This is a genomic window from Phycicoccus sp. DTK01, assembly GCF_017312765.1.
Classification (GTDB): domain Bacteria; phylum Actinomycetota; class Actinomycetes; order Actinomycetales; family Dermatophilaceae; genus Phycicoccus; species Phycicoccus jejuensis.
On record NZ_BOPU01000002.1, the window covers coordinates 124,677 to 147,403 of the forward strand.

Here is a 22,727-nt window from a genome sequence, read left to right on the forward strand (position 1 = left end):
GTGACCGCCCGCCGCGTCGGACCCGCCGACCTCGCCCGCCTCACCGAGGTGCGCGCCCGCGAGCCGCAGCAGGTGGCCCGCCTGTGGGACGAGCGCCGGCTGCGCCCGCTGCTGCCCGCCGACGGCCGCCTGCTCCTCGTCGCCGCCGACCACCCCGCCCGCGGTGCGCTCGGCGTCGGCGCGGACCCGATGGCGATGGCCAGCCGCACGGACCTGCTCGGCCGGCTCGTCACCGCGCTGGAGCGACCCGGCGTCGACGGCGTGCTCGGCACCCCCGACATCCTCGAGGACCTCCTGCTGCTCGGCGCGCTCGACGGCAAGGTCGTCATCGGCTCGATGAACCGCGGTGGGCTGCAGGGCGCCTCGTGGGAGCTCGACGACCGCTTCACCGCCTACACCGCCGAGGCCGTGCGCCGGCTCGGGCTCGACGGCGGCAAGATGCTCACCCGCATCGCGCTCGAGGACGCCGGCTCGGTCCGCACCCTCGAGGCGTGCGCGCAGGCGGTCACCGACCTCGCCGACGCCGGGCTGCTCGCGATGGTCGAGCCGTTCTGGTCGGTGCGCGAGGACGGCCGCGTGCGCAACCTGCTCGACGCCGAGTCGATGGTGCGCGCCGTGCACGTCGCCTCCGGTCTCGGCGCCAGCAGCGCGCACACGTGGCTCAAGCTGCCGGTCGTCGACGACCTCGAGCGGGTCATGGACGCCACGACCCTGCCGACCCTGCTCCTCGGCGGCGACCCCGCCGGCGCGCCGGCCGAGACGTACGCGTCCTGGGGGCACGCCCTCGGGCTGCCGTCGGTCCGCGGGCTCGTCGTCGGGCGCGCGCTGCTCTACCCGCGCGAGGGCGATGTCGCCGCCGCGGTGGACGTGGCGGCCGACCTCGTCCACGGTGGGGCGTCATGAGCACCGGTCGCGACAACGAGGCCTACGTCCGCCCGCTCGGCAGCGCCGTCGACGGTGACTTCGGGGTGGCCGTCACGCCGACGTCCTCCTCGCCGGTCCCGGGCTGGCGCCACACGACGCTGCGCGTCGCCTCGCTCGACGGCGCCGCGGTCGAGCACGACGCCGGCGAGGAGGAGACGCTCGTCGTCCCCCTCGTCGGGTCCGTCCGGGTCGAGGTGACCGAGGCCGACGGCACGACGCACGCGGTCGACCTCGCGGGCCGCGCCTCGGTCTTCGACGGCCCCACCGACGTGGTCTACGCCGGCCGCGGCTCTCGCCTGCGGGTCACCGGCACGGCCGACGGGCCCTCCCGCGTCGCCCTCTGCGGCGCCCCGGCGACGAAGGCCGACGCCCCGAGGCCCTTCCGGCACCTGGCCGCCGCCGACGTCCCCGTCGAGCTGCGCGGCGCCGGCCGGGCCAGCCGCGAGGTGCGCAACATGGGCCTGCCCGACGTCCTCGACGCCGACTCCTTCCTCGTCTGCGAGGTCGTCACACCCGCCGGCAACTGGTCGAGCTGGCCGCCGCACAAGCACGACGTCGAGCGGCCCGGCGAGGAGACCGAGCTCGAGGAGGTCTACTACGTCGAGACCCGCTCGACCGACCCGCGCGGGACCGACCCCGTCGGCTACCTCCGGGTCTACGGCTCGAGCGACGAGCGGCCCCTCGACGTCGTCGCCGAGGTCCGCACCGGCGACGTCGTCCTCGTGCCCCACGGCTGGCACGGTCCGGCGGTCGCGGCCCCGGACGCCGACCTCTACTACCTCAACGTCATGGCCGGCCCCGGCCCCGAGCGGGCCTGGCGCATCTGCGACGACCCCGCCCACGCCTGGGTGCGGGAGTCCTGGCCCGACGAGCCCTTCGACCCCCGACTTCCCCTGGGAGGCAGCCGATGACCGCGCCCGAGACCGTCCGCCTCACCGTCGCGCAGGCGGTGGTGCGCTTCCTCGCGCAGCAGTGGACCGAGCAGGACGGCGAGCGCCGGCGCCTCTTCGCCGGGTGCCTCGGCATCTTCGGCCACGGCAACGTCGCCGGCGTCGGGCAGGCCCTCCTCGAGGACGAGCTGCGTGCCGCCGAGGCCGGCAAGGAGCCCGGCCTGCGCTACGTCCTCGGCCGCAACGAGCAGGCGATGGTCCACACCGCCGTCGGCTACGCCAAGCACCGCGACCGCCTGACGACGTGGGCGGTCACCGCCTCGGTCGGCCCCGGCTCGACGAACATGCTGACCGGGGCCGCGCTCGCGACCATCAACCGCATCCCGGTGCTCCTGCTGCCCTCGGGCACCTTCGCCACGCGCGTCGCCGCCCCGGTGCTCCAGGAGCTCGAGCTGCCGTACGCCGCCGACGTCAGCGTCAACGACGCCTTCCGGCCGCTGTCGCGCTTCTACGACCAGGTCGACCGGCCCGAGCAGCTGCCCGCGGCGCTCCTCGGCGCCTGCCGCGTCCTCACCGACCCTGCCGAGACCGGCGCGGCGACCATCTCGCTGCCGCAGGACGTGCAGGCCGAGGCCTTCGACTGGCCGGTCGAGCTGTTCGCCGAGCGCGTCTGGCACGTGGCGCGGCCGCCGGCCGAGCCCTCGCGGGTCGCCGACGTCGCCGACGCGCTGCGGTCGGCGCAGCGGCCGCTCGTCGTCGCCGGCGGCGGCGTGCACTACTCCGGCGCCGAGGCCGCGCTCGCCGCCTTCGCCGAGGCCACCGGGGTGCCGGTGGCCGAGACGCAGGCGGGCAAGGGCGCTCTGCCGCACGGGCACCCGCAGCTCGTCGGGGCCGTCGGCTCCACCGGCACGACCGCGGCCAACGCGCTCGCGGCGCAGGCCGACCTCGTCATCGGCGTGGGCACCCGCTGGTCCGACTTCACGACCGCCTCGCGGACCGCGTTCGCGCGCACCGGGGTCCGGTTCGTCAGCCTCAACGTCGCCGCGTTCGACGCCGGCAAGCACAGCGGCATCCCGCTCGTCGCCGACGCGCGCTCGGGCCTCGAGGCGCTGACCGAGGCCGCCGCCGGCCACCGGGTCGACGACGCCTACACCGACGAGGTCGCCGGGCTGTGGCGCGCCTGGGACGCGCAGGTCGACGCGACCTACGACCCGCCCGCCGAGGTCACCGACGCCCTGGCGCCCGGCCTGCTCACCCAGGGCCAGGTGCTCGGGGTCGTCAACGAGCACACCGACCCGCGCGATGTCGTCCTCTGCGCGGCCGGCTCGATGCCCGGCGACCTGCACAAGCTGTGGCGGGTGCGCGACCGCAAGGGCTACCACGTCGAGTACGGCTACTCCTGCATGGGCTACGAGATCCCCGGCGCCCTCGGCGTCGCGCTCGCCGACGACACCCGCGACGTCGTCGCGATGGTCGGCGACGGCGGCTACCTCATGATGCCGACCGAGCTCGTCGTCGCCGTCCAGGAGCGGGTCAAGCTCGTCGTCGTGCTCGTCCAGAACCACGGCTTCCACTCGATCGGGTCGCTGTCGGAGGGCCTGGGCTCGCAGCGCTTCGGGACCTCGTACGAGTACCGGGGCGCCGAGGGCCGGCTGGACGGCGGACACCTGCCGGTGGACCTCGCGGCGAACGCCCGCAGCCTCGGCGCCCACGTCATCGAGGTGCACTCGCGCGACGAGCTCGTCGCCGCCCTGGCACAGGCCAAGGCGGCTCCGCGCGACGGCGGCCCGGTCGTCATCCACGTCGAGACCGACCCGCGCGTCCACGCCCCGTCGAGCGAGTCGTGGTGGGACGTCCCCGTCGCGCAGGTCTCGTCGCTCGCGTCCACCCAGGGCGCGTCCACCGCGTACCGCCAGGCCAAGGCCGCTCAGCGCCACCACCTCGCCCCGACCCTCCCGAAGGAGACCGCCCGATGAGCCCGTCCACCGTCCGCGTCGGGGTGCTCGGCGTCGGCCTCATGGGCACCGACCACGCCGAGCGCCTCGCGGCCCGCGTGGCCGGTGCCACGCTGGCCGCCGTCGCCGACCCCGACCACGCGCGGGCCCACGAGCTCGCCGACCGCCTCGGGGTGCGCGCCCACGAGGACCCGCTCGACCTCGTGGCCGACGACGCCGTCGACGCCGTCGTCGTCGCCTCGCCGGGCTTCGTCCACGAGGAGCAGGTCCTCGCGTGCCTCGCGGCCGGCAAGCCGGTGCTCTGCGAGAAGCCGCTGACGATGGACGACGCGTCCTCGCTGCGGCTCGTCGAGGCGGAGGCGGCGCTCGGGCGGCGCCTGGTCACCGTCGGGTTCATGCGGCGATTCGACCCCGAGTACGCCCAGGTGCGCTCGCTCCTGGCGGCCGGCGACCGCGGGCGGCTGCTCGTCCTGCACAACGTCCACCGCAACCGGTCGGTCCCCAACGCCGACTTTCGCTCCGAGATGATCGTGCGCGACAGTCTCGTCCACGAGGTCGACTCCTCGCGCTTCCTCTTCGACGACGAGATCGTCGAGGTCACGGTCCTCGCGCCGGCCCCGACGTCGCACGCCGCGCAGGGCGTCCTCGACCCGCAGGTCGCCCTGTTCCGGATGGCCGGCGGCGGGCTCGTCACCAACGAGGTGTTCGTCAACAGCCAGGTCGGCTACGAGGTGCGCTTCGAGGCGGTGGCCGAGCGCGGCTCGCTCACCGCGGGGCTGCACTCGACCGCGCTGCTCGGTACGAGCACGGCCGGGGGCGAGGGGGCGTGGGGCGGTGTCGTCCCGGCCGACTACCGGACCCGGTTCGCCCGCGCCTACGACCTCGAGGTCCAGGCCTGGGTCGACGGCATCCGTTCGGGCACCGGCGCGGTCGGCGCCTCGGCGTGGGACGGCTACGCCGCGACCGCCGTCAGCACCGCCGGGATGGCCTCGCTCGCGTCCGGTGCGCCGGTCGCCGTCACGCTGGCCGAGCGGCCGGCGCTCTACGCCTCGGCTGCTGATCCCGTCGCCGTTCCGTGACGCGGGCGCGGACTCCACATCCGCGGCCGCACCTGACACACTGAATCCACCACTGACACGGACAAGGACCGATACCCGTGAGCTCGACCCCCACCCGCATCACCCACCTCGTCGCCGGCACCCCGTGGGAGGGCACCGCCGAGCGTACGAGCCCCGTCTACAACCCGGCCACCGGGGCGCAGACCGGCGTCCTCGACCTCGCCTCGGCGCAGGTCGTCGGTGACGTCGTCAGCCGAGCCAAGCAGGCCTGGCTCGACGAGTGGCGCGACGCCTCGCTCGCCAAGCGCACGCAGGTCCTGTTCAAGTTCCGCCAGCTGCTCGACGAGCGCAAGGAGGACATCGCCGCGCTCATCACCGCCGAGCACGGCAAGGTCCTCTCCGACGCGGTCGGCGAGGTGACCCGCGGCCTCGAGGTCGCCGAGTTCGCCTGCGGCATACCGCACCTCATGAAGGGCGGCTTCACCGAGAACGCCTCGACGAAGGTCGACGTCTACTCCATCCGGCAGAGCCTCGGCGTCGTCGCCGTCATCAGCCCGTTCAACTTCCCCGCGATGGTGCCGCTGTGGTTCGTGCCCGTCGCCATCGCCTGCGGCAACGCGGTCGTCATCAAGCCCTCCGAGAAGGACCCGTCGGCGGTCAACGCCGTCGCGGCCCTCTGGAAGGAGGCCGGCCTGCCCGACGGCGTGCTCAACGTCGTCCACGGCGACAAGGAGGCCGTCGACGCGCTGCTGACCCACCCGGACGTGCGCGCCGTCTCGTTCGTCGGCTCGACCCCGATCGCGAAGTACGTCTACGAGACCGGGACCGCGCACGGCAAGCGCGTCCAGGCCCTCGGCGGCGCGAAGAACCACATGGTCGTCCTGCCCGACGCCGACCTCGACCTCGCCGCCGACGCCGCCGTCAACGCGGGCTTCGGCTCGGCCGGCGAGCGCTGCATGGCCATCTCCGCGCTCGTCGCGCTCGAGCCGATCGCCGACGAGCTCGTCGGGAAGATCAAGGACCGGATGGGCAAGCTCGTCACCGGCGACGGCACGCGCGGCTGCGACATGGGCCCGCTCGTGACCAAGCAGCACCGCGACAAGGTGGCGTCCTACCTCGACGCCGGCGTCGAGGCGGGCGCGACGCTCGTCGTCGACGGGCGCGAGGGCGACGTCGACGCCGACGGCGACGGGTTCTTCCTGCGCCCCACGCTCTTCGACGACGTGACCCCCGAGATGTCGGTCTACACCGACGAGATCTTCGGACCGGTGCTGTCGGTCGTGCGCGCGAAGAGCTACGACGAGGCCATCGAGCTGATCAACGCCAACCAGTACGGCAACGGCACGGCGATCTTCACCAACGACGGCGGCGCGGCCCGGCGCTTCCAGCACGAGGTCGAGGTCGGGATGATCGGCATCAACGTGCCGATCCCCGTGCCGATGGCGTACTACTCCTTCGGCGGGTGGAAGAACAGCCTCTTCGGCGACACCCACGCCCACGGCATGGAGGGCGTGCACTTCTTCACCCGCGGCAAGGTCGTCACCTCGCGCTGGCTCGACCCGAGCCACGGCGGCATCGAGCTCGGCTTCCCCCAGAACGTCTGACCCGCCCCGCGGTCCCGGCTACACCGCAGTAAGTGACGCTGTGGCGACACTTACTGCGGTGTAGCGCGCGACGGGGACGCGGGTGTGTGGGGTGGCTGGGGCGCGTGGGGCGTGGGTGCATCGTTGTCACTTCGTGACGCCCTCGGGGCCGCTGCCGTGTGGCCCGATCGCGACGGCTGCTCCATCATGAGGGACGGCGCGTGACCTCTGCGCGCGTCACCGGGGACGAGGACGGACGACACATGAGCACGCGCAGGACCCTGCTGCTGACCGCCGCCGTGGCGGTCCCGCTGGCGCTGGGGGGCGCCGGCACCGCCTACGCCGCGCACTACCAGGACCGCGCGCTCCCCGGCAGCACCGTCGCGGGCGTCGACGTCACCGGGATGACCCGCGCCGAGCTGACCGCCGCCGTCCGGCAGCGGGCCGAGGCCCTGCGCGTCACCGTCGACGCCGACGGCACCACCCGGTCCGTCGACCCGGCCGACGTCGGCTACCGGGTCGACGTCGACGCCACCGTCGACGCCGTGCTCGCCGCCGACCACCGCACCTGGTCCTCCTACGCGCGCTCGCTCGTGTCGCACCACGACGTCGCCGCCGTCGTGACGACCGACGACGCGGCCGTGCAGCGCGCCGTCGCCGGGCTCGTCGGCGAGGCCGGCGAGAAGGGGCGCGACGCGCAGGTGCGCCTCGCGTCGAGCAAGAAGTCCTTCACCGTCGTCCCCGCGGTCCCCGGCCGCACCGTCGACCCGGCCAGCTTCCAGGACGTCCTCGAGCGTGCCGCCCGCGCGATGGAGCCCGCGACCGCCCACGTCGACCTCGTCGAGCGCACGCCGGCCGTGACGACGGCCGAGGCCGAGAAGGCCGCGGCCGCGGCGAACGCCGTAGTCCGTACGCCGGTGAGCATCAGCGACGGGTCCGAGAAGCACGCGGCCTCCGCAGCGCGCAAGGCGTCGTGGGTCACCGTCCCCACCACCTCCGACGGCATCGGCGCGCCCGAGGTCGACGCCGCGAAGGTCCGGGCCTGGGTCGACTCGGTCGCCGCCGACGCCAAGCGCTCGCCGACGACCGGCCTGCGGTACGTCGACGCCGACGGCGCGGTTCGCCGGGTCGTCACCGAGGCGGTCGACGGCCGGACCGCCAAGGACACCGGCGCGCTCGCCGAGAAGGTCCTCGCGGCGCTGGGCGCGCACGAGAAGTACGCCGGCAAGCTCGGCTACACGACCGTCCCCGCCACGTGGGAGCAGCGCACCGTCGCTCCCGGCGCGGAGCACCTGGCCTACCCGGCCGCGGTCGGCGAGAAGTGGATCGACGTCAACCTGAGCCGCCACACGATGACCGCCTACGTCGGCGCGAAGGTCGTCTACGGGCCGGTGTCGATGGTCAACGGCGCGAGCGCGACGCCGACCGTCGTCGGCACCTTCCAGGTGTACCTGAAGAACCCGCTGATGACGATGCGGGGCGCCAACGCCGACGGGACGAACTACGAGACTCCCGACGTCCCGTGGACCTCGTTCTTCCACCGCGGGTACGCGCTGCACGGTGCGCCGTGGCGCGACTCCTTCGGGTACGCCGCGTCGCACGGCTGCATCAACCTGCCGGTGCCGGTCGCCAAGTGGGTCTACGACTTCGCCACCGTCGGCACGACCGTCACCACCCACTTCTGACCGGACCCGACCGGACCTGGTCGGCCGGCGCCCCGGCCCGCCCGCGTCAGAGCAGCAGCGCGGCGGCCGCCACCGCCGAGGCCACGAGCACGGCCACGTCGAAGGTGCGCTGGCCGATGCGCCGCACCGTCGCGTAGCCGAGCAGGCCGCCGACGAGCACGAGCGGCGCGAGGAGCGCGGCGCGGCCGGCGTCGGCCGGGTGCAGCAGCCCGAGCCCGACCGAGAACGGCACCTTGACGAGGTTGACGATGAGGAAGAACCAGGCGTTGGTCCCGACGAAGCGCCGCTTGTCGATGCCCGAGGCCGACAGGTAGAGCGTCATGACGGCCCCCGCCGCGTTGGCCGTCATCGTCGCGAAGCCGACCCCCGTCCCGGCGGCCCAGGCGACCGGGCGCCGCTCGTGGACGTCGCTGCCACCGCCGTCGCTGCGCCGCTTGACCCACAGCTGGAGCAGGACGAGCACGAGGAGGATGGCGCCGATGCTGCGGCGCAGCGTCGTGTCGTCGACGACGCCGAGGAACAGCGACCCGAGCACCAGCCCGGGCAGGACGGCCGGCAGGAGCCGGCGGATGAGCGACCAGTCGGCGTCGCGGCGGTAGTGCGCGACCGCGACGAGGTCGCCGACGACGAGCACCGCGAGGATGGCGCCCGTCGACTGCCGGGCCGGCAGCACGGTGGCGAAGATCGCGACGGCGACGACGGCCAAGCCGCCCAGCGCGGTCTTGGAGTAGCCGATGACGACCGCGGCGAGGGCCATGAGCCCGGCCGCGACCACGCCACCACCGAGCAGGACCACCGCCCGGACGCTACCGGGCGCGGCGGCGCCGGGGTCAGCGCGTGCCGAAGTCCTGCGTCCAGTAGATGTAGTAGTCGCCGCCGCCCTGCGAGACACCCACGCCCACGGCCTTGTTGGCGCAGTTGAGGATGTTCTTGCGGTGGCCGGCGCTGTTCATCCACGCGGTGACGACGGCCTTGGGCGTGCGCTGGCCGGCGGCGATGTTCTCGGCGGAGCCGTACGCGTAGTCCTGCGCCCGGATGCGGTCCCAGGGGCTGCGGCCGTCCTTCGAGGTGTGGCTGAAGTAGTTCTTCGTGCGCATGTCGGTGCTGTGCAGGACCGCGGCGTTGCGCAGCGCGGTGCTCGTGCGCAGCGGGGCGCAGCCGACCTTGGCGCGCTGCGCGTTGACGAGCGTGATGACCTCGGTCTGCATCTGGGCGGCCGTGGCGGCGCTCGCGGGCTCGGCGGCGACGACGGCGGCCGGGGTGAGCAGCGCGGTGCAGGCGAGCGCGCGCACGAGGCGGGTACGGGTGGGGCTGGTGCTCATGGTGCTTCCTCGGGGTGGTCGCGCCGGTGGCGCGGTCGGGCCCGCAGGCCGCGCCGGGCAGGGGACGGCGCCCGGCCACCATGCCATGCGCGGGCGGTCGCCCGCACGACGGACGGGTGAGGGGTCGGCCGACCGGCCGACCCCTCACCTTCGCTGCGACGCCCCGCTCAGCGGCGGGTCTTCCGGCGGCGCTGCGCCTTCTTCAGCTCGAGACGGATGATGTCGCGACGGCGGCGACCCTCGACCTTGTTCGGCAGCGAGAGCTCGACGACCTTCCAGTACACCGACGCCGCCTGCTTCCAGAGGCTGCCGGTGACGTAGGGCAGGTCGTGGCGCTGCATGAGGTCGCGGATCTGCGGGGCGATCTCGGCGTACCGGTTGCTCGGCATGTCCGGGAAGAGGTGGTGCTCGATCTGGTGGCTGAGGTTGCCGGTCATCACGTGCATCGCCTTGGTGCCCGAGATGTTGCCGGAGCCGAGCATCTGGCGCAGGTACCACTCGCCACGGGTCTCGCCGTCGATCGAGGTCTTCTCGAAGGTGGAGATGCCGGGCGGGAAGTGGCCGCAGATGATGACCGTGTTGGTCCACACGTTGCGCACGAGGTTGGCGACGACGTTCGCGGTGAGCGTCGTGCGGGCCGAGCCCGTGACGGCCGAGAGCGCGGGGTGGACGAGGTAGTCCTTCGTCGCCTGGCGGCGGATCTTCGCGAGCACCTCGTCGCGGTTCTTGCGGAACTCGGCCTTGTCCTCCTCGCTCAGGCGGTGCTTCTTCGCGAGGTAGCCGCCGAGCTCGAGGTCGTAGGCGGCGATGGAGTACTCGAAGAGCAGCGCGTTGCCCACGTGCCAGATCGGCTGGAAGAGGTAGAAGAGGCTCCACTTCTGGTCCTCGTCGACCCGCAGGATGCCGTAGCCGAGGTCGTTGTCGCGGCCGAGCACGTTGGTGAAGGTGTGGTGGATCTCGTTGTGGCTGTGCTTCCACTGGCTGGCCGGCGAGGCGTTGTCCCACTCCCACGCCGTCGAGTGGATCTTCGGGTCACGCATCCAGTCCCACTGGCCGTGCATGACGTTGTGGCCGATCTCCATGTTCTCGAGGATCTTGGCGACCGAGAGGCCGGCCGTGCCGATCCACCAGGCCGGGCGGAAGCCCTTGACCTTGACGCCGCTGAAGAGCAGCGCGGCGCGCGAGCCCATCTCGAGGTAGCGCTGGACCTTGATGACCTTGCGGATGTAGGCCGCGTCGCGCTCGCCGCGGGAGTCCATGACCTGCTTGCGCAGGGCGTCGAGCTCGTGGCCGATGCCCTCGATCTGCTCGGGGGTCAGGTGCGCGGCCGGGTTGGGGCGGCCGGACTTCTTGAGGGCGGGGCGCTGGGGGCGCGGGGCGTCGGACGCGACGCGCAGGCGCGGGTTGATGCCGTGCGGCTTGCTCGAGCCGTGGGCGGGGGTGCGCTCGGGGGCGAGGGTCATGGGGTGGTCCTTCCGTGGAGGGGTCGGGAGGGCGGTCGGGTGGTCAGAGGTCGAGCTCGCAGGAGCCGGCGACGGCGTTGACGCACGTCTGGACCGGCAGCGGCTCGTCGGACTCGTGGACGGTGACCTCGCCGGTGCGCAGGTCACGGATCGCGCCGGAGCGCATCGGCACGACGCAGCCGAAGCAGATGCCCATCCGGCAGCCGCTCGGCATGAGGACGCCGGCGTCCTCGCCGGCGTCGAGGATGGCCGTGGCGCCGTCGGCCTCGACGATGCGGCTGCTGCGGGCGAAGGTGACGGTGCCGCCCTCGCCGGGCTCGACGACGCTCGGGCGGAAGCGCTCGACGTGGAGGCGCTCGGGGACCCCGGCGTCCGCCCAGTGCTTCTCGGCGGCGTCGAGCAGCGCGGTCGGGCCGCACAGCCAGGTCTCGCGCTCGCGCCAGTCCGGGACGAGGGTGTCGAGGCGGGCGAGGTCGAGGACGCCGTGGACCTCGTCGAGGTTGAGGCTGAGGGCGAGCCGACCGTCGGCGTGGTGCCCGGCGAGCTCGCGGTGGAAGATCACGTCGCGCTCGGAGGGGGCGCAGTGGACGTGCGCGACGTCGGCGAGCTCGCCGAGGTGGTTGCGCAGCATCCCCATGACCGGCGTGATGCCGCTGCCGGCGGTGAGGAAGAGGACCTTGGCCGGCGCCGGCGTCGGGAGGGTGAAGTCACCGGTCGCCTGGTCGAGCATCACGAGGGTGCCCGGGGTGGCATGGCGCACGAGGTGGGTGCTGACCTTGCCCTCCGGGATCGCCTTGGTCGTGATGGCGACGCACCCGGCGGGGATGCCGGCCGCGGCGGTGCCGTCGGCGCGGTGGGTCAGGCTGTAGGCGCGCCAGTGGCGGACGCCGTCGATGTCGACGCCGATCCGGATGTACTGGCCGGGCACGTGCCCGCGCCAGCCGCGGCCCGGGCGGATGACGACCGTCGCGGCGTCGTCGGTCTCGGGACGGACCTCGACGATGCGCCCGCGCAGGTCGGCGCCGGCCCGCATCGGGTCGAGGAGGTCGAGGTAGTCGGCGGGGACGAGCGGGGTGGCGAGGGCCTCGGCGACCCGGCGGGCGCCGCGGGCGAGGCCACCCAGGGGTCCGTCGGTGTGCGCCCCGAGGCGCGGCCGCATGGCCCCGCGGGGGGTCGCTCGGTCGGTGGTGGTGCTCACGTACGCCAGCGTAACCTACGCATCCGTAAGTTACGGCATCGTAGGGTCGCTTCTCAGGAAGCGATCAGCCACGACCCCCACCTGCACTGATTGCGAGTTCCGCCGCTCGACCCGCCCGTCAGCGGCGCGTCGAGCGGCGGAACTCGCAAGAAGTCGGGATGGACGGCGCGACATCGGGTCGAGGTGATTGAGGACCCTGTCGTGGTCGGGTTTCACCTCGACCGGATGTGCGCGACCCCCGCCGGCCGGGGCCGACGGGGGTCGTCGTGGTGTCTGTCGTCGTGGTGCCTGACGCAGTGCCGCAGGTCAGTGGTCGCCGGCCATGAGGCGGCCGATCTCCGTCCGGTCCGCGTCCTTCGCGTCCATCTCGGCGACGACCGCGCCGCCGTGGACGACGGCGATCCGGTCCGAGAGCGAGAGGATCTCGTCGAGCTCGGCCGAGACGAGGAGGACCGCGGCGCCCGCGTCCCGGGCCTCGACGATCCGCCGGTGGATGAACTCGATCGACCCGACGTCGACGCCACGCGTGGGCTGGGCCGCCATGAGCAGCTTGGGCTCGAAGGACATCTCGCGCGCGACGACGACCTTCTGCTTGTTGCCGCCCGAGAGCGACCCCGCGCTCTGCCCGACGCCGCTGGAGCGGATGTCGAACTCCTCGCGCAGCCGCTCGGCGTTCTCGCGGACGGCGTCGAACTGGCGCACGCCGCCCTTCGCGTACGGCGCCTGGTCGAACTCGTTGAGGACGAGGTTGTCGGCGATGGAGTACGACCCGACGATGCCGTGCTTCTCGCGGTCCTCCGGGACGTGGCCGATACCGGCGTGGTGGGTCTGGTGCGGGTTCGCCTTCGTGAGGTCGAGCGAGCCCAGCGCCATCCGGCCGGAGTCGACCTTGCGCATCCCGGCGAGGGCCTCGACGAGCTCGCGCTGGCCGTTGCCCTCGACACCGGCGACGCCGACGATCTCACCGGCGCGCACGGTCAGGCTGAAGCCGTTGACCGCCCCGAGCCCGCGGTCGTCGCGGACGTGGAGGTCCTCGACCTCGAGCACCGTCTCGCCGGGCGTGGCCGCCGCCTTGTCGATGGACAGGACGACCTCGCGGCCGACCATCATCGTCGCGAGCCCGCGGGCGTCGGTGTCCTTGGTCGCGACCTCGCCGACGACCTGGCCCTGGCGCAGGACGTAGACGCGGTCGGCGACGGCCAGCACCTCGCGCAGCTTGTGCGTGATGAAGACGATGGAGGTGCCGGAGTCGGCGAGCTCCTTCATGACGCCGAGCAGCTCGTCGGTCTCCTGCGGCGTGAGCACCGCGGTCGGCTCGTCGAGGATGAGCAGGTCGACCTTGCGCGAGAGCGCCTTGAGGATCTCGACGCGCTGCTGGGTGCCGACCGGCAGGTCCTCGACCGCGGCGTCGGGGTCGACGGCGAGGCCGTGGCGCTGCGAGAGGTCGCGGACCATCCGCCGCGCCGCCTCGAGGTCGAGCACGCCGCCGCCGCGCGTGGTCTCGTGGCCGAGGACCATGTTCTCGGCGACCGTCATGACGGGCACGAGCTGGAAGTGCTGGTGCACCATCCCGATGCCGCGCGCGATGGCGTCCTTCGGGTCCTTGATCGGCGTCGTGTCGCCCTTGACCGCGACCGTGCCGGTGTCGGGCGTGATGAGGCCGAAGATCTGGTTGACGAGGGTCGACTTGCCGGCGCCGTTCTCGCCGAGCAGCGCGACGATCTCGCCGCGCCGGACGCTCAGGCTGATGTCGCGGTTCGCGCGGACCGACCCGAAGGACTTCGAGAGCCCGTCGATGTCGAGCAGCACCTCGCCGACGTTGCCCTCGCCGAAGCCGGACTGCTCCGGCGGCAGGTCGAGGATCGCCTCGTTCGTGACGTGGGCAGCCAGGTGCTCGCGCGAGGTGTCGTGCCCGACCGGTCGCGGGGTGCCCTCGGTGGGCGTGGGGTCGCTCATCACTGGTCCTTCTTGACGTAGGGCTGGCCGGCCGCCGCCGGCCCGCGGACCCGGCCCGCGGCCAGCGCCAGGACGACGAGCGTCGCGACGTAGGGGAGGGTGCCGAGGATCTGCGGCGCGGTGATCGCGCCGACGATGCCGTGGAAGAACCCGGTGCCCTCGCCCTGGCCGAGCCCGGACTGCTGGAGCTGGCTGGCGATCGCGTTGACGAAGCCGAAGAACAGGGCCATGACGAAGGCCCGCAGCGGCCGCCACGCGCCCATGATCATGATCGCGAGGGCGAGGAAGCCGCGCCCGGCGGTGATGCCGCGCTCGAACGAGCTCGAGGCGTCCATCGACAGGTAGACCCCGGCGAGGCCGGCGAGCGAGCCGGCGAGCGTCACGTTGATGATCCGCAGCCGCTCGACGTTGATGCCGGCGGTGTCGGCGGCCGACGGGTACTCGCCGACCGCGCGGGTGCGCAGGCCCCAGCGGGTGTGGAACAGCGAGAGGTGCACGAGCACCGCGGCGGCGATGGCGACGAGCGCGATGGCGCTGCGGCCGCTGAAGAACGTCTCGCCGATGAGCGGGATGCTGCCGAGCACCGGGACGTCGACGTTGGGGATGACGCCCGGCAGGGTCTGGCCCGACTTGAGGTAGAAGGACGTGATGCCGGTGGCGATGATGTTGAGGACGACACCGGCGATGATCTGGTCCATCCGCCAGCGGACGGTCGTCCACGCGAGGAACCCGCCGGCGATGAGGCCGGTGCCGATGCCGGCGAGGACGCCGACGATCATCGAGCCGCTGTAGGCGGCCCCGAAGAAGCCGGCGAACGCGGCGAGGAGCATCTGCCCCTCGATGCCGATGTTGACGACGCCGGAGCGCTCGCCGATGACGCCGACGAGCGCGGCGAGGACGAGCGGGATCGCGTAGCCCCACGCGGCGCCGAACATCGACGGCGCGATGTCGTTCTTCGCGTAGTAGAAGACGTACGAGGCGACGAGGACGGCGGCCGCGATGGCCAGCGTCGTGCGGTTCTTCTGCACCCAGGCCATGCTCAGCTCCCCCAGCTCGTCGAGGCGACGCTCACCTTGGCGGCGCGGCTGCGGAAGAGCCACTTGCCGAGGACGGGGATCGACACCATGAGGAGGATGACGGCGAGGAGGACGTCGACGATCTCGGGCGTGATGCCGCTCGGGAGGTCGGGCGTCTGGGTCGCGAACTGCAGGCCGGCGGCGCCGGTGCGCAGGATGCCGACGAGGAACGCGGCCGGGATCGTCGCGAGCGGGTTGGCCCGGGCGAGCAGCGCGATGGTGATGCCGTCGAAGCCGAGCGTGCCGACGATGGCCGGCTCGAACCGGAAGAGCGTGCCCTCGGCCTCGAGGGCGCCGCCGAGCCCGGCGAGGCCGGCGCCGAGCGCGAGCGAGAGGACGGTGATGGCCGGGATCGAGATGCCCGCGTAGCCGGCCGCGCTCTTGTTCGCGCCGACGGTGTTGAGCTTGAAGCCCAGGGTGGTGCGCGTGAGCATCCACCAGCACGCGACGGCGAGGACGACGGCGACGAGGAACCCGACCGGGACGCCGCCGACGGCGCCGATCTGGCTGGACTCGGGGATCGCCTCGGTCTGCGGGATGCCGCTGGTCTTCGAGGACTCCGCCTGCAGCGGGCCGACGACGAGCCAGAAGGTGACGCCCGCGACGATGTAGTTGAGCATGATCGTCGAGATGACCTCGTGCACCCCGCGCCAGGCCTTGAGGACGCCGACGAGGACCCCGACGAGCGCGCCCGCCACGAGCCCGGCGAGCATGCCGAGGAGCGCGCCGAGCCAGCCCGCCCCGCCCGCGGCGTAGGCGACCCACGCGCCCGCGATGGCGCCGGTGGCGAACTGTCCCTGGCCGCCGATGTTGAACAGCCCGACCCGCAGCGGCAGGACGACCGCGAGCCCCGTGAGGACGAGCGGCGCCGTCTTCTGGAGCGTGCGCGTGTACGCGTCGTTCTGGAAGGCCTCCTTGAACAGCGTCGTGTACGCGTACCAGGGGTCCACGCCCTGGTAGCGGATGAGCGCCGCGCCCACGAGGAGCGAGATGAGGAGGGCGACGACGATGACGACGCCGCTCTGGTGGCTGACGAGGAACGCGAGAGCCCCGCCCCGGTCGCGCTGCTGCGGATCCTCGGCGGGCGGCGGCGGAGTCTTCTCCGCCGTGCGGGTGTCGGACATGGGTCTCCAATGACTCGGGGTGCCCACAGTGTGGCCCGAGGGCCCGGTGGGCGGAAGTGCGGGGGTGCCCGACGCGCGGGCGTGCTCTGGGCAGGTTCTGCCGAGGGCGGGGCGGCCGAGGGCGGGGCGGCGCCGACGGCGACCGACGTGCCGAGGGGGCGGGCATCCGGTCGGGATGCCCGCCCCCTCGGGCGGGTGGTCAGCGGCGCTGACCGGTGACCGCGTCGGTCAGAGGGTGACGCCGGTCTTCAGCGTGCCGGCCTCCATCTGCTTGACGATGTCGGCGACCTTGGTCTTGACGTCCTCGGGGATCGTGGCGTCGAAGTCGTGGAACGACGACAGGCCCGCCTGGCCGAGGGTCTGGATGCCGGAGAACTCGCCGTCCTTGGCCGTCTTGATGGTGTCGGTGACACCCTTCGAGATGAGCTTCTCGGCCGAGGTGATGAGGCACGGCTGCGCGGCGGGGACGGTGTCCCACTGGTCGGTGTCGACACCGATGCAGAACTTGTCGGTGCCCGCACCGGAGGCCTTCGCGACCTCCTGGAGCGCGCCGTTGCCGGTGTTGCCGCCGGCGCCGAAGATGATGTCCGCGTTCTGCGCGAGCATCTTGCGCGCCTCGCCGCCGCCCCACACCGGGTCGTTGAACGCGTTGTCGCCGGCGGGGTGGTAGACGGTGGTGACCGAGACCGACGGGTTGGCGGCCTTGGCGCCCGCCTCGAAGCCCTTGGCGTACTTCTGGACCGGCGGGATCTCGAGGCCGAGGACCTGGCCGAGCTTGTTGGTCTTGGTCATCAGGCCCGCGAGGTAGCCCGCGCCGTAGCCGGCCTGGTCCTCGGGGAAGATCAGACCGGTGAGGTTCTTCTCGGTCGTGCCCTCGGGGTAGCCCTGGTCGACACCGATGAACTTGGTGTCGGGGGAGGCCTTGGCCGCGGCGACCGTGGCGTCGGTCATGAGGAAGCCGACCGTGACGACGACGTCGTACTTCTTGTTGGTGAACTGGGCCATGTTGGCCGCGTAGTCCTTGGCGTCCTGCGTCTCGATGTACTTGTAGAAGCCGTTGGTCTCGGCCTGAGCGGCCTTCGCGCCCTCGTGCGCCGACTGGTTGAACGACTTGTCGTCGACCTTGCCGGTGTCGGTGACCAGGCCGATGCAGAACACGTCGGCGCTCGCGCAGTTCGAGTCGTCGGTCGGGGCGCCGGCCGCGGCCGAGCCGGAGGCCGAGCTGCCGGACCCGGAGGTGCCGGTGCTGCCGCCACAGCCCGCGAGGGCCAGGGCGAGCGCCGCGGGGACCGCGACGAGGTAACGCGAAGACTTCATGGAGGATCTCCTCGAGAGGGCTGTACAGACGAGCAGATGCTACGGCCAGAAACGCCTCTCGCCGCACGCCGCCGGGCTTCGTTGCGGGGTCGTTACCAGAGGTCCCCGTCCCTCACCACCCGGGCGCGGCGGACCACCCGGCGTCGACGGTGACGGTGGTGCCCGTGATGCCGGACGCGCCCGGTGAGGCGAGGAAGGCGACGGTCGCGGCGACCTCGTCGGGGTCGACGGGCCGCCCGAGCGCCGAGGCCGCCCGCCACCGCGCGACGCCCTCGGGCCACGCCTCGGCGAGCCCGTCACGGTCGACCAGGCCCGGCGCGACCCCGACGACGCGCACGCCGCGCGGCCCGGCCTCGTGCGCCGCCGCCCCGACGAGGTGGTGCAGCGCGGCCTTCGCGACGGCGTAGGGGGCGTGGGTCGGCATCGCCCGCAGCCCCTCGATCGAGCCGACGACGACGACCACGCCGCCGGCGCCCATCCCGGCCGCGGCCTGGCGCAGGAGCACGGCGGTCGGGCGCAGGCCGGCCCGGTGGTAGCCGTCCCACGCGGCGGCGTCGAGGTCGTCCCACGCGAGGTGGTGCTGGGGGAAGGCGTTGAGCACGACGACGTCGGGGGCGCCGAGCGCGTCGGTGCAGCGCCCGAGCAGGTCGGCGCAGGCGGCGTCGAGGTCGGCGGGGGCCTCGAGGTCGAGGTCGGCGTGGAGGCCCAGCGCCCGCCGGCCCAGCCCCTCGACGCCGGCGACGACGGCGCGTGCCCCCGCCTCGTCGCCGCGGTAGTGGACGGCGACGTCGTGCCCGGCGCTCGCGAGGGCCCGGGCCACGGCCGCGCCGAGCCCGCCGCTCGCGCCGGTGACGAGTGCGGTCACCGCATCCGCCCGACCGGCTGCTCGCGGGTCAGGGTGCGGATCTCCTCGCCGAACTGCGGGTACTGCGCGACGAGGTCGTCGCGGCGGCCGAGCTCGAAGTGCTCGGGACGGAAGGCCGGGGCGCACCAGCAGGACAGGAGCGTCCACCAGCCGAGGGTCGTCGCGCCCATCCACGTGTTCCTGCGGACGAGGACCTGAGAGTGCTCCCCCCCGACGTAGTTGAGGACGCCGGATCCACCGGGCCGCAGCCGCAGCAGCGCGGCCGGCGCGCCACCGAGCCACTGCCAGCCCTCGTCGATCGTGAGCCGGTGCATCGCCGAGAACCCGTCGGGCCGGTTGGTCAGCAGCACGGTGATCGCGTTGAGGCCCTGGGTCCGGGGCCCGGCGACGTACCAGGCGCCCTCCTCCGGGATCGGGACCATGCCCAGCCGGTCGATGACCTCCTCGGCGCTCTCGTCCGGTGGGTCGACCTGGAGGACGCCTGCCGCCGCGCTCACGAGGCCTCCGCGGCCGCCCGGGCGCTGGCCCCGACCTCGCGGGCGCGCGCGAGGAGGGCAGGAGTGTCGACGCGGGTGCTGCGCCCGTCGCGCACGACGACCTCGCCGTCGACGAGGACGTCGGTGACGTCGGCGCGACCGGCCGCGAAGACGAGGAGCGCGTGCACGTCGTGCACCGGCGTGAGGTGCGGCTTCTCGAGGTCGAGGAGGACGAGGTCGGCCCGCTTGCCGACCTCGACCGACCCGACGACGTCGCCGAGGCCGAGCGCCCGGGCCCCGTCCATCGTCGCCGCGCGCAGCACGGCGTGGGCGCTCGCGACGTCGGGACGGCCGCTCGTCAGGCGGGCCAGGAGCGCGGCCTGGCGCATCGCCTGCCACATGTCGAGGTCGTTCGAGCTCGAGCAGCCGTCGGTGCCGATGCCGAGGCGGACCCCGCTCTCGCGCACCGCCTCCCACGGCAGGGCGCCGCTCGCGAGCTTCTGGTTGGAGCCGGCGCAGTGCGCGACGGCGGCGCCCGCGGCGGCCAGGCGCTCGCGGTCGCTCGCCGAGAGGTGCACGCCGTGGCCGACGACGAGCGGGAGGTCGCCGTCGAGCCAGCCGGCCCCGGCGAGGACCTCGGTGGGGGTCGCGCCGTAGCGGGCCGCGACGTCGTCGTTCTCGGCGGCGTTCTCCGAGACGTGGGTCGTCAGCAGGGCGGGCCCGCCGTCGCGCACCTCGCGCAGCGTGGCGAGCACCTCGGCGAGGTTCTCGGGGGAGCAGGTGTACGTCGCGTGCGGCATGGCCGACACGGGCACCGCCGGGCCGCCGAGCGCCGCCATCGCCGCCGGCCAGGCGCGCATCAGGGCGAGGCGCTCCTCCCAGGCGAGGCCGTCGGGGCCGGGGCCGTCCATGAAGACCGGGCCGATGACGTGCCGGCTGCCCGCCGCGACGGCGCCCCGGTGGGCGGCCTCGTGGTGGAAGTACATGTCGAGCTGCGTGGTGCAGCCGCCGAGCAGCGACTCCAGCGCCCCGAGCGTCGCGCCGAGCTCGACGGTCGGTGGGTCCATCACCGCGCCCTCGGCCGCCCACACGCGGGTGAGGAAGCCCTGGAGGTCGACGTCCTCGGCGAGCCCGCGCAGCAGCGTCATCGGCAGGTGGGTGTGGAGGTTGACCAGGCCCGGCATCAGCAGCCGGCCGCGGGCCTGGAGGACCTCGTCGCCGTCGACCGGGCCGTCGGCCGCCGGCCGGACCTCGGTGACCGTGCCGTCCTCGACGACGACGGTCGTGTCCCGCAGGACGGTGTCGGTGTCGTCGACCGTGACGACGTACGCGGCGCCGTCGATGACCAGCCGGCTCATCCGGCGTCCTCCTCGCTGAACGTGGCCCGGGTGTGGACGAGCTCGTCGAGGACGGCGAGCACCGCGTCGCGGCTGCGGGCCAGCACCGCGTCGATCTCGGCCATGGTGATCGGCTCGTCGGCGTCGCCGACCCCGGTCGCGGGGTTGACGACGAGCGAGACCGCCGCGTAGCGCAGGCCGGCCTCGCGGGCGAGGGTGACCTCGGGGACGCCGGTCATCCCGGCGACGTCGCCGCCGGCGAGGCGGGCCAGCCGGATCTCGGCGGCGGTCTCGAAGCGCGGCCCCTCGAAGGCGGCGTAGACCCCGCCGTCGCGCATCGGCCGGCCGACCGCCGCGGCGGCGTCGAGCAGCTCGCGGCGCAGCGCCGGGTGGTAGGGCGCCGAGACGTCGACGTGGACGACGCCCTCGGGGCCCGAACCGTCGAAGAAGGTGAGCGGCCGCTGCTTCGTGAGGTCGAGGAAGTCGTCGAGGCAGACGAGGTCGCCGGGGGCGAGGTCGGGGTCGATCGAGCCGGTGACGTTGACGGCCACGACGTCCTCGACGCCGAGGTCGGCGAGCGCGCGGATGTTCGCGCGGTAGTTGACGAGGTGCGGCGGCACCGAGTGGCCCGGGCCGTGCCGGGTGAGGAAGACGACCGGCAGCCCGTGCCAGCGGCCGCGGGTGACCCGCGCCGGGCCCCACCGGGTGTCGACGGTCTCCTCGGTGCGGTCCTCGAGGGCCTCGAGGTCGTAGAAGCCGGTCCCGGCGACGACGGCGAGGGGCGGGCGGCTCATGCTCCCGAACGCTACCGCCCGGTCACGGACGGCGGCCACGCGAGCGGTCCGGGCGGTGGCAGGATGCCGCTCCATGGGTGAGGTGGCGCTGGCGGCGACCGGTCCGGTGTCGCTCGCGGCGGGCCGGGCCCTCGCCGACGCCGGGGGCAACGCCGTCGACGTCGCCGTCGCCGCGGCGCTCGCCGCGATGGCCACCGAGCCGGGCATCGTCTCGCTCGGGGGCGGTGCCTTCGTGTCGGTCTGGGGCCCCGCCGGCGAGCCCGTCCTCGTCGACGGCACGGTCGAGATGCCGGGCCGCGGCCTGTCCCGCGAGGCGTTCGGGCAGGGCGTGCGCGAGGTCCACACCGAGTACGGGGGCGGCGTGACGATGTTCGCCGGCCACGGGTCGGTGGCGACCCCGGGCGCCGCGTCGGCGTGCGAGGACGTCGTGACCCGCTTCGGGTTGGCGGGATGGTCCGACGTCGTGGCCCCGGCGGCCGCCGCCTGCCGCGACGGGTACCCGATGGGGGGCGCGGCCGCCCGCTACCTCGGCTTCGTCGCGGGCAGCCTCTTCGGCGCCGACCCCGAGGCGCACCGGGTCGTCACCCGCGACGACGGCTCGCCGCTGCGCGCCGGCGACGTCACGACGAACCCGCTGCTCGCCGACGTCCTCGACCTCGTCGGGCGCGACGGCGCCTCCGTCCTCACGACGGGCGAGGTGGGTCGGGCGATGGTCGCCGACATGGCCGCGCACGGTGGGCTCGTGACCGCCGACGACGTCGCCGCCTACCGCGTCCTCGAGCGCGACCCGGTGCGCCGCACCGTCGGCGACTGGGACCTCGCCGCGAACCCGCCTCCGTCGGTGGGCGGTCCGATGCTCGCCGTGATGCTCGGCGAGCTCGCGCGGCGCGGCTCCTACGACTGGGACGACGTGCTGGCCGTCCAGCTCGCCGTGCTGCGCTACCGGCTCGAGGTCCACGACGTCTCGCCCGACCTCGACGCCGCGGGGCACGCGCTCCTGTCCTCGGTCGACCGCCACGGCCTCGCCGGCCTGCCGACCTCGGCCTCCACCGCGCACGTCTCGGCCGTCGACGCCGACGGGCTCGCCTGCGCCGTCACGGTGTCGGCGGGCTACGGCGCCGGCATCACGGTGCCGGGCACGGGGATGCTCCTCAACAACGCGCTCGGGGAGCCGGAGCTCAACCGGCTCGGCCTCCACGCGCTGGCGCCCGGCACGCGGCTCGCGTCGAACATGGCACCGACGACCGGTCGCACCGCCGACGGCCGCGTCATCGCCGTCGGGTCCCCCGGGGCCGACCGCATCACGACCGCCCTCATGCAGGTGCTTGGCCAGGGGTGCCTCCACGGTGCGGACCTGACGACCGCCATCGAGGCGCCGCGGCTGCACGTCCGGTTCGACGCCGGCGGCCGGCCCGTCGTCGAGCACGAGTCCGACCCGGCCATCACCGCCGCGGTGCACCGGGCCGGCCTGGCGGCCACCGACCACGGCGCCCTCTCGATGTACTTCGGCGGGGTCGGGGCCGCGTACCGGCACGCCGACGGCGCCCTCAGCGCGGCCGGCGACCCGCGGCGCGAGGCCGCGGTGGCCGTCCTCGGTCACGGCTGAGCCGGCGAACGGGGCCGTCGGCCGACCCGCTCGTGACCTGCGGGTCAGCAGTTGGCAAAGAATCGCGTGGGTTGCCCTCTGCCCTATTCCCACAGCGC

General features: G+C 73.9%; 19 protein-coding genes. 7 read left to right on the forward strand and 12 right to left on the reverse strand.

The genetic code is table 11. The annotated features are described in order from the left end of the window. The 6 genes from J3473_RS04365 to J3473_RS04390 all read left to right on the forward strand — a co-directional run bounded on the left by J3473_RS04365 (position 1) and on the right by J3473_RS04390 (position 8,095). Positions 1–903, forward strand: coding sequence for a deoxyribose-phosphate aldolase (locus J3473_RS04365; RefSeq protein WP_207022078.1), 903 nt, complete (start codon positions 1–3; stop codon positions 901–903). After that, positions 900–1,835 carry a 5-deoxy-glucuronate isomerase gene (gene iolB, locus J3473_RS04370; protein ID WP_207022079.1) on the forward strand — a complete coding sequence of 312 codons (936 nt, stop codon included), beginning with the start codon at positions 900–902 and terminating at the stop codon, positions 1,833–1,835. The genes J3473_RS04365 and iolB overlap by 4 nt, the downstream gene beginning before the upstream one ends. Beyond that, positions 1,832–3,790, forward strand: a complete 1,959-nt coding sequence (iolD, locus tag J3473_RS04375; protein ID WP_207022080.1) for a 3D-(3,5/4)-trihydroxycyclohexane-1,2-dione acylhydrolase (decyclizing) — start codon at positions 1,832–1,834, stop codon at positions 3,788–3,790. The genes iolB and iolD overlap by 4 nt, the downstream gene beginning before the upstream one ends. Then, positions 3,787–4,848 (forward strand): Gfo/Idh/MocA family protein, encoded by a 1,062-nt coding sequence (locus J3473_RS04380; protein WP_207022081.1) that lies wholly within the window; start codon positions 3,787–3,789, stop codon positions 4,846–4,848. The genes iolD and J3473_RS04380 overlap by 4 nt, the downstream gene beginning before the upstream one ends. A 77-nt stretch (positions 4,849–4,925) precedes the next feature. Then, a complete protein-coding gene (locus J3473_RS04385; protein ID WP_207022082.1) occupies positions 4,926–6,431 on the forward strand; it encodes a CoA-acylating methylmalonate-semialdehyde dehydrogenase in 1,506 nt (501 codons plus the stop codon). A 242-nt stretch (positions 6,432–6,673) separates the two neighbouring features. Further along, positions 6,674–8,095 carry a L,D-transpeptidase family protein gene (locus J3473_RS04390; protein ID WP_207022083.1) on the forward strand — a complete coding sequence of 474 codons (1,422 nt, stop codon included), beginning with the start codon at positions 6,674–6,676 and terminating at the stop codon, positions 8,093–8,095. Positions 8,096–8,141: 46 nt separating this feature from the next. Here J3473_RS04390 and J3473_RS04395 read toward each other — a convergent pair whose 3' ends face one another. The 12 genes from J3473_RS04395 to J3473_RS04450 all read right to left on the reverse strand — a co-directional run bounded on the left by J3473_RS04395 (position 8,142) and on the right by J3473_RS04450 (position 21,023). Further along, entirely contained in the window at positions 8,142–8,891 is a 750-nt protein-coding gene (locus J3473_RS04395; protein WP_242525682.1) for a sulfite exporter TauE/SafE family protein, read from the reverse strand. 34 nt (positions 8,892–8,925) lie between these two features. Continuing rightward, on the reverse strand, positions 8,926–9,417 hold the full coding sequence (locus J3473_RS04400; protein WP_084696490.1) for a CAP domain-containing protein: 492 nt from the start codon (positions 9,415–9,417) through the stop codon (positions 8,926–8,928). A 167-nt stretch (positions 9,418–9,584) separates the two neighbouring features. Next, positions 9,585–10,880 (reverse strand): acyl-CoA desaturase, encoded by a 1,296-nt coding sequence (locus J3473_RS04405; protein WP_207022084.1) that lies wholly within the window; start codon positions 10,878–10,880, stop codon positions 9,585–9,587. 43 nt (positions 10,881–10,923) lie between these two features. Beyond that, a complete protein-coding gene (locus tag J3473_RS04410) occupies positions 10,924–12,078 on the reverse strand; it encodes a ferredoxin reductase (protein WP_242525683.1) in 1,155 nt (384 codons plus the stop codon). A 306-nt stretch (positions 12,079–12,384) separates the two neighbouring features. Further along, positions 12,385–14,034, reverse strand: a complete 1,650-nt coding sequence (locus J3473_RS04415) for an ABC transporter ATP-binding protein (protein ID WP_207022085.1) — start codon at positions 14,032–14,034, stop codon at positions 12,385–12,387. Further along, positions 14,034–15,071, reverse strand: a complete 1,038-nt coding sequence (locus J3473_RS04420) for an ABC transporter permease (RefSeq protein WP_207022086.1) — start codon at positions 15,069–15,071, stop codon at positions 14,034–14,036. Before J3473_RS04420 ends, J3473_RS04415 begins: the two co-directional genes overlap by 1 nt. Positions 15,072–15,073: 2 nt before the next feature. Continuing rightward, positions 15,074–16,234 carry an ABC transporter permease gene (locus tag J3473_RS04425; protein WP_051749954.1) on the reverse strand — a complete coding sequence of 387 codons (1,161 nt, stop codon included), beginning with the start codon at positions 16,232–16,234 and terminating at the stop codon, positions 15,074–15,076. A 228-nt stretch (positions 16,235–16,462) separates the two neighbouring features. Continuing rightward, positions 16,463–17,551: a BMP family ABC transporter substrate-binding protein gene (locus J3473_RS04430; RefSeq protein ID WP_030526187.1), complete on the reverse strand. Its 1,089-nt coding sequence runs from the start codon at positions 17,549–17,551 to the stop codon at positions 16,463–16,465. Positions 17,552–17,663: 112 nt separating this feature from the next. Continuing rightward, positions 17,664–18,416 carry an SDR family NAD(P)-dependent oxidoreductase gene (locus tag J3473_RS04435; RefSeq protein ID WP_207022087.1) on the reverse strand — a complete coding sequence of 251 codons (753 nt, stop codon included), beginning with the start codon at positions 18,414–18,416 and terminating at the stop codon, positions 17,664–17,666. After that, positions 18,413–18,913 carry a cupin domain-containing protein gene (locus J3473_RS04440; RefSeq protein ID WP_242525684.1) on the reverse strand — a complete coding sequence of 167 codons (501 nt, stop codon included), beginning with the start codon at positions 18,911–18,913 and terminating at the stop codon, positions 18,413–18,415. The genes J3473_RS04435 and J3473_RS04440 overlap by 4 nt, the downstream gene beginning before the upstream one ends. Beyond that, on the reverse strand, positions 18,910–20,250 hold the full coding sequence (locus tag J3473_RS04445; protein WP_207022088.1) for an amidohydrolase family protein: 1,341 nt from the start codon (positions 20,248–20,250) through the stop codon (positions 18,910–18,912). Before J3473_RS04445 ends, J3473_RS04440 begins: the two co-directional genes overlap by 4 nt. Beyond that, entirely contained in the window at positions 20,247–21,023 is a 777-nt protein-coding gene (locus J3473_RS04450; protein WP_036828595.1) for an S-methyl-5'-thioinosine phosphorylase, read from the reverse strand. The genes J3473_RS04445 and J3473_RS04450 overlap by 4 nt, the downstream gene beginning before the upstream one ends. Before the next feature lie 73 nt (positions 21,024–21,096). Here J3473_RS04450 and J3473_RS04455 point away from each other — a divergent pair, with 73 nt between their 5' ends. Beyond that, entirely contained in the window at positions 21,097–22,629 is a 1,533-nt protein-coding gene (locus J3473_RS04455; RefSeq protein WP_207022089.1) for a gamma-glutamyltransferase, read from the forward strand. Positions 22,630–22,727 lie beyond the last annotated feature (98 nt).

Bases quoted from the DNA above. Each gene is read 5' to 3' on its own strand.
- J3473_RS04390 (WP_207022083.1), top strand. From the start codon at position 6,674: ATGAGCACGCGCAGGACCCTGCTGCTGACCGCCGCCGTGGCGGTCCCG.
- J3473_RS04380 (WP_207022081.1), top strand. From the start codon at position 3,787: ATGAGCCCGTCCACCGTCCGCGTCGGGGTGCTCGGCGTCGGCCTCATG.
- J3473_RS04455 (WP_207022089.1), top strand. From the start codon at position 21,097: ATGGGTGAGGTGGCGCTGGCGGCGACCGGTCCGGTGTCGCTCGCGGCG.
- J3473_RS04425 (WP_051749954.1), bottom strand. From the start codon at position 16,234: ATGTCCGACACCCGCACGGCGGAGAAGACTCCGCCGCCGCCCGCCGAG.
- J3473_RS04400 (WP_084696490.1), bottom strand. From the start codon at position 9,417: ATGAGCACCAGCCCCACCCGTACCCGCCTCGTGCGCGCGCTCGCCTGC.
- J3473_RS04405 (WP_207022084.1), bottom strand. From the start codon at position 10,880: ATGACCCTCGCCCCCGAGCGCACCCCCGCCCACGGCTCGAGCAAGCCG.
- J3473_RS04420 (WP_207022086.1), bottom strand. From the start codon at position 15,071: ATGGCCTGGGTGCAGAAGAACCGCACGACGCTGGCCATCGCGGCCGCC.
- J3473_RS04450 (WP_036828595.1), bottom strand. From the start codon at position 21,023: ATGAGCCGCCCGCCCCTCGCCGTCGTCGCCGGGACCGGCTTCTACGAC.
- iolB (WP_207022079.1), top strand. From the start codon at position 900: ATGAGCACCGGTCGCGACAACGAGGCCTACGTCCGCCCGCTCGGCAGC.
- J3473_RS04430 (WP_030526187.1), bottom strand. From the start codon at position 17,551: ATGAAGTCTTCGCGTTACCTCGTCGCGGTCCCCGCGGCGCTCGCCCTG.
- J3473_RS04415 (WP_207022085.1), bottom strand. From the start codon at position 14,034: ATGAGCGACCCCACGCCCACCGAGGGCACCCCGCGACCGGTCGGGCAC.
- J3473_RS04445 (WP_207022088.1), bottom strand. From the start codon at position 20,250: ATGAGCCGGCTGGTCATCGACGGCGCCGCGTACGTCGTCACGGTCGAC.
- iolD (WP_207022080.1), top strand. From the start codon at position 1,832: ATGACCGCGCCCGAGACCGTCCGCCTCACCGTCGCGCAGGCGGTGGTG.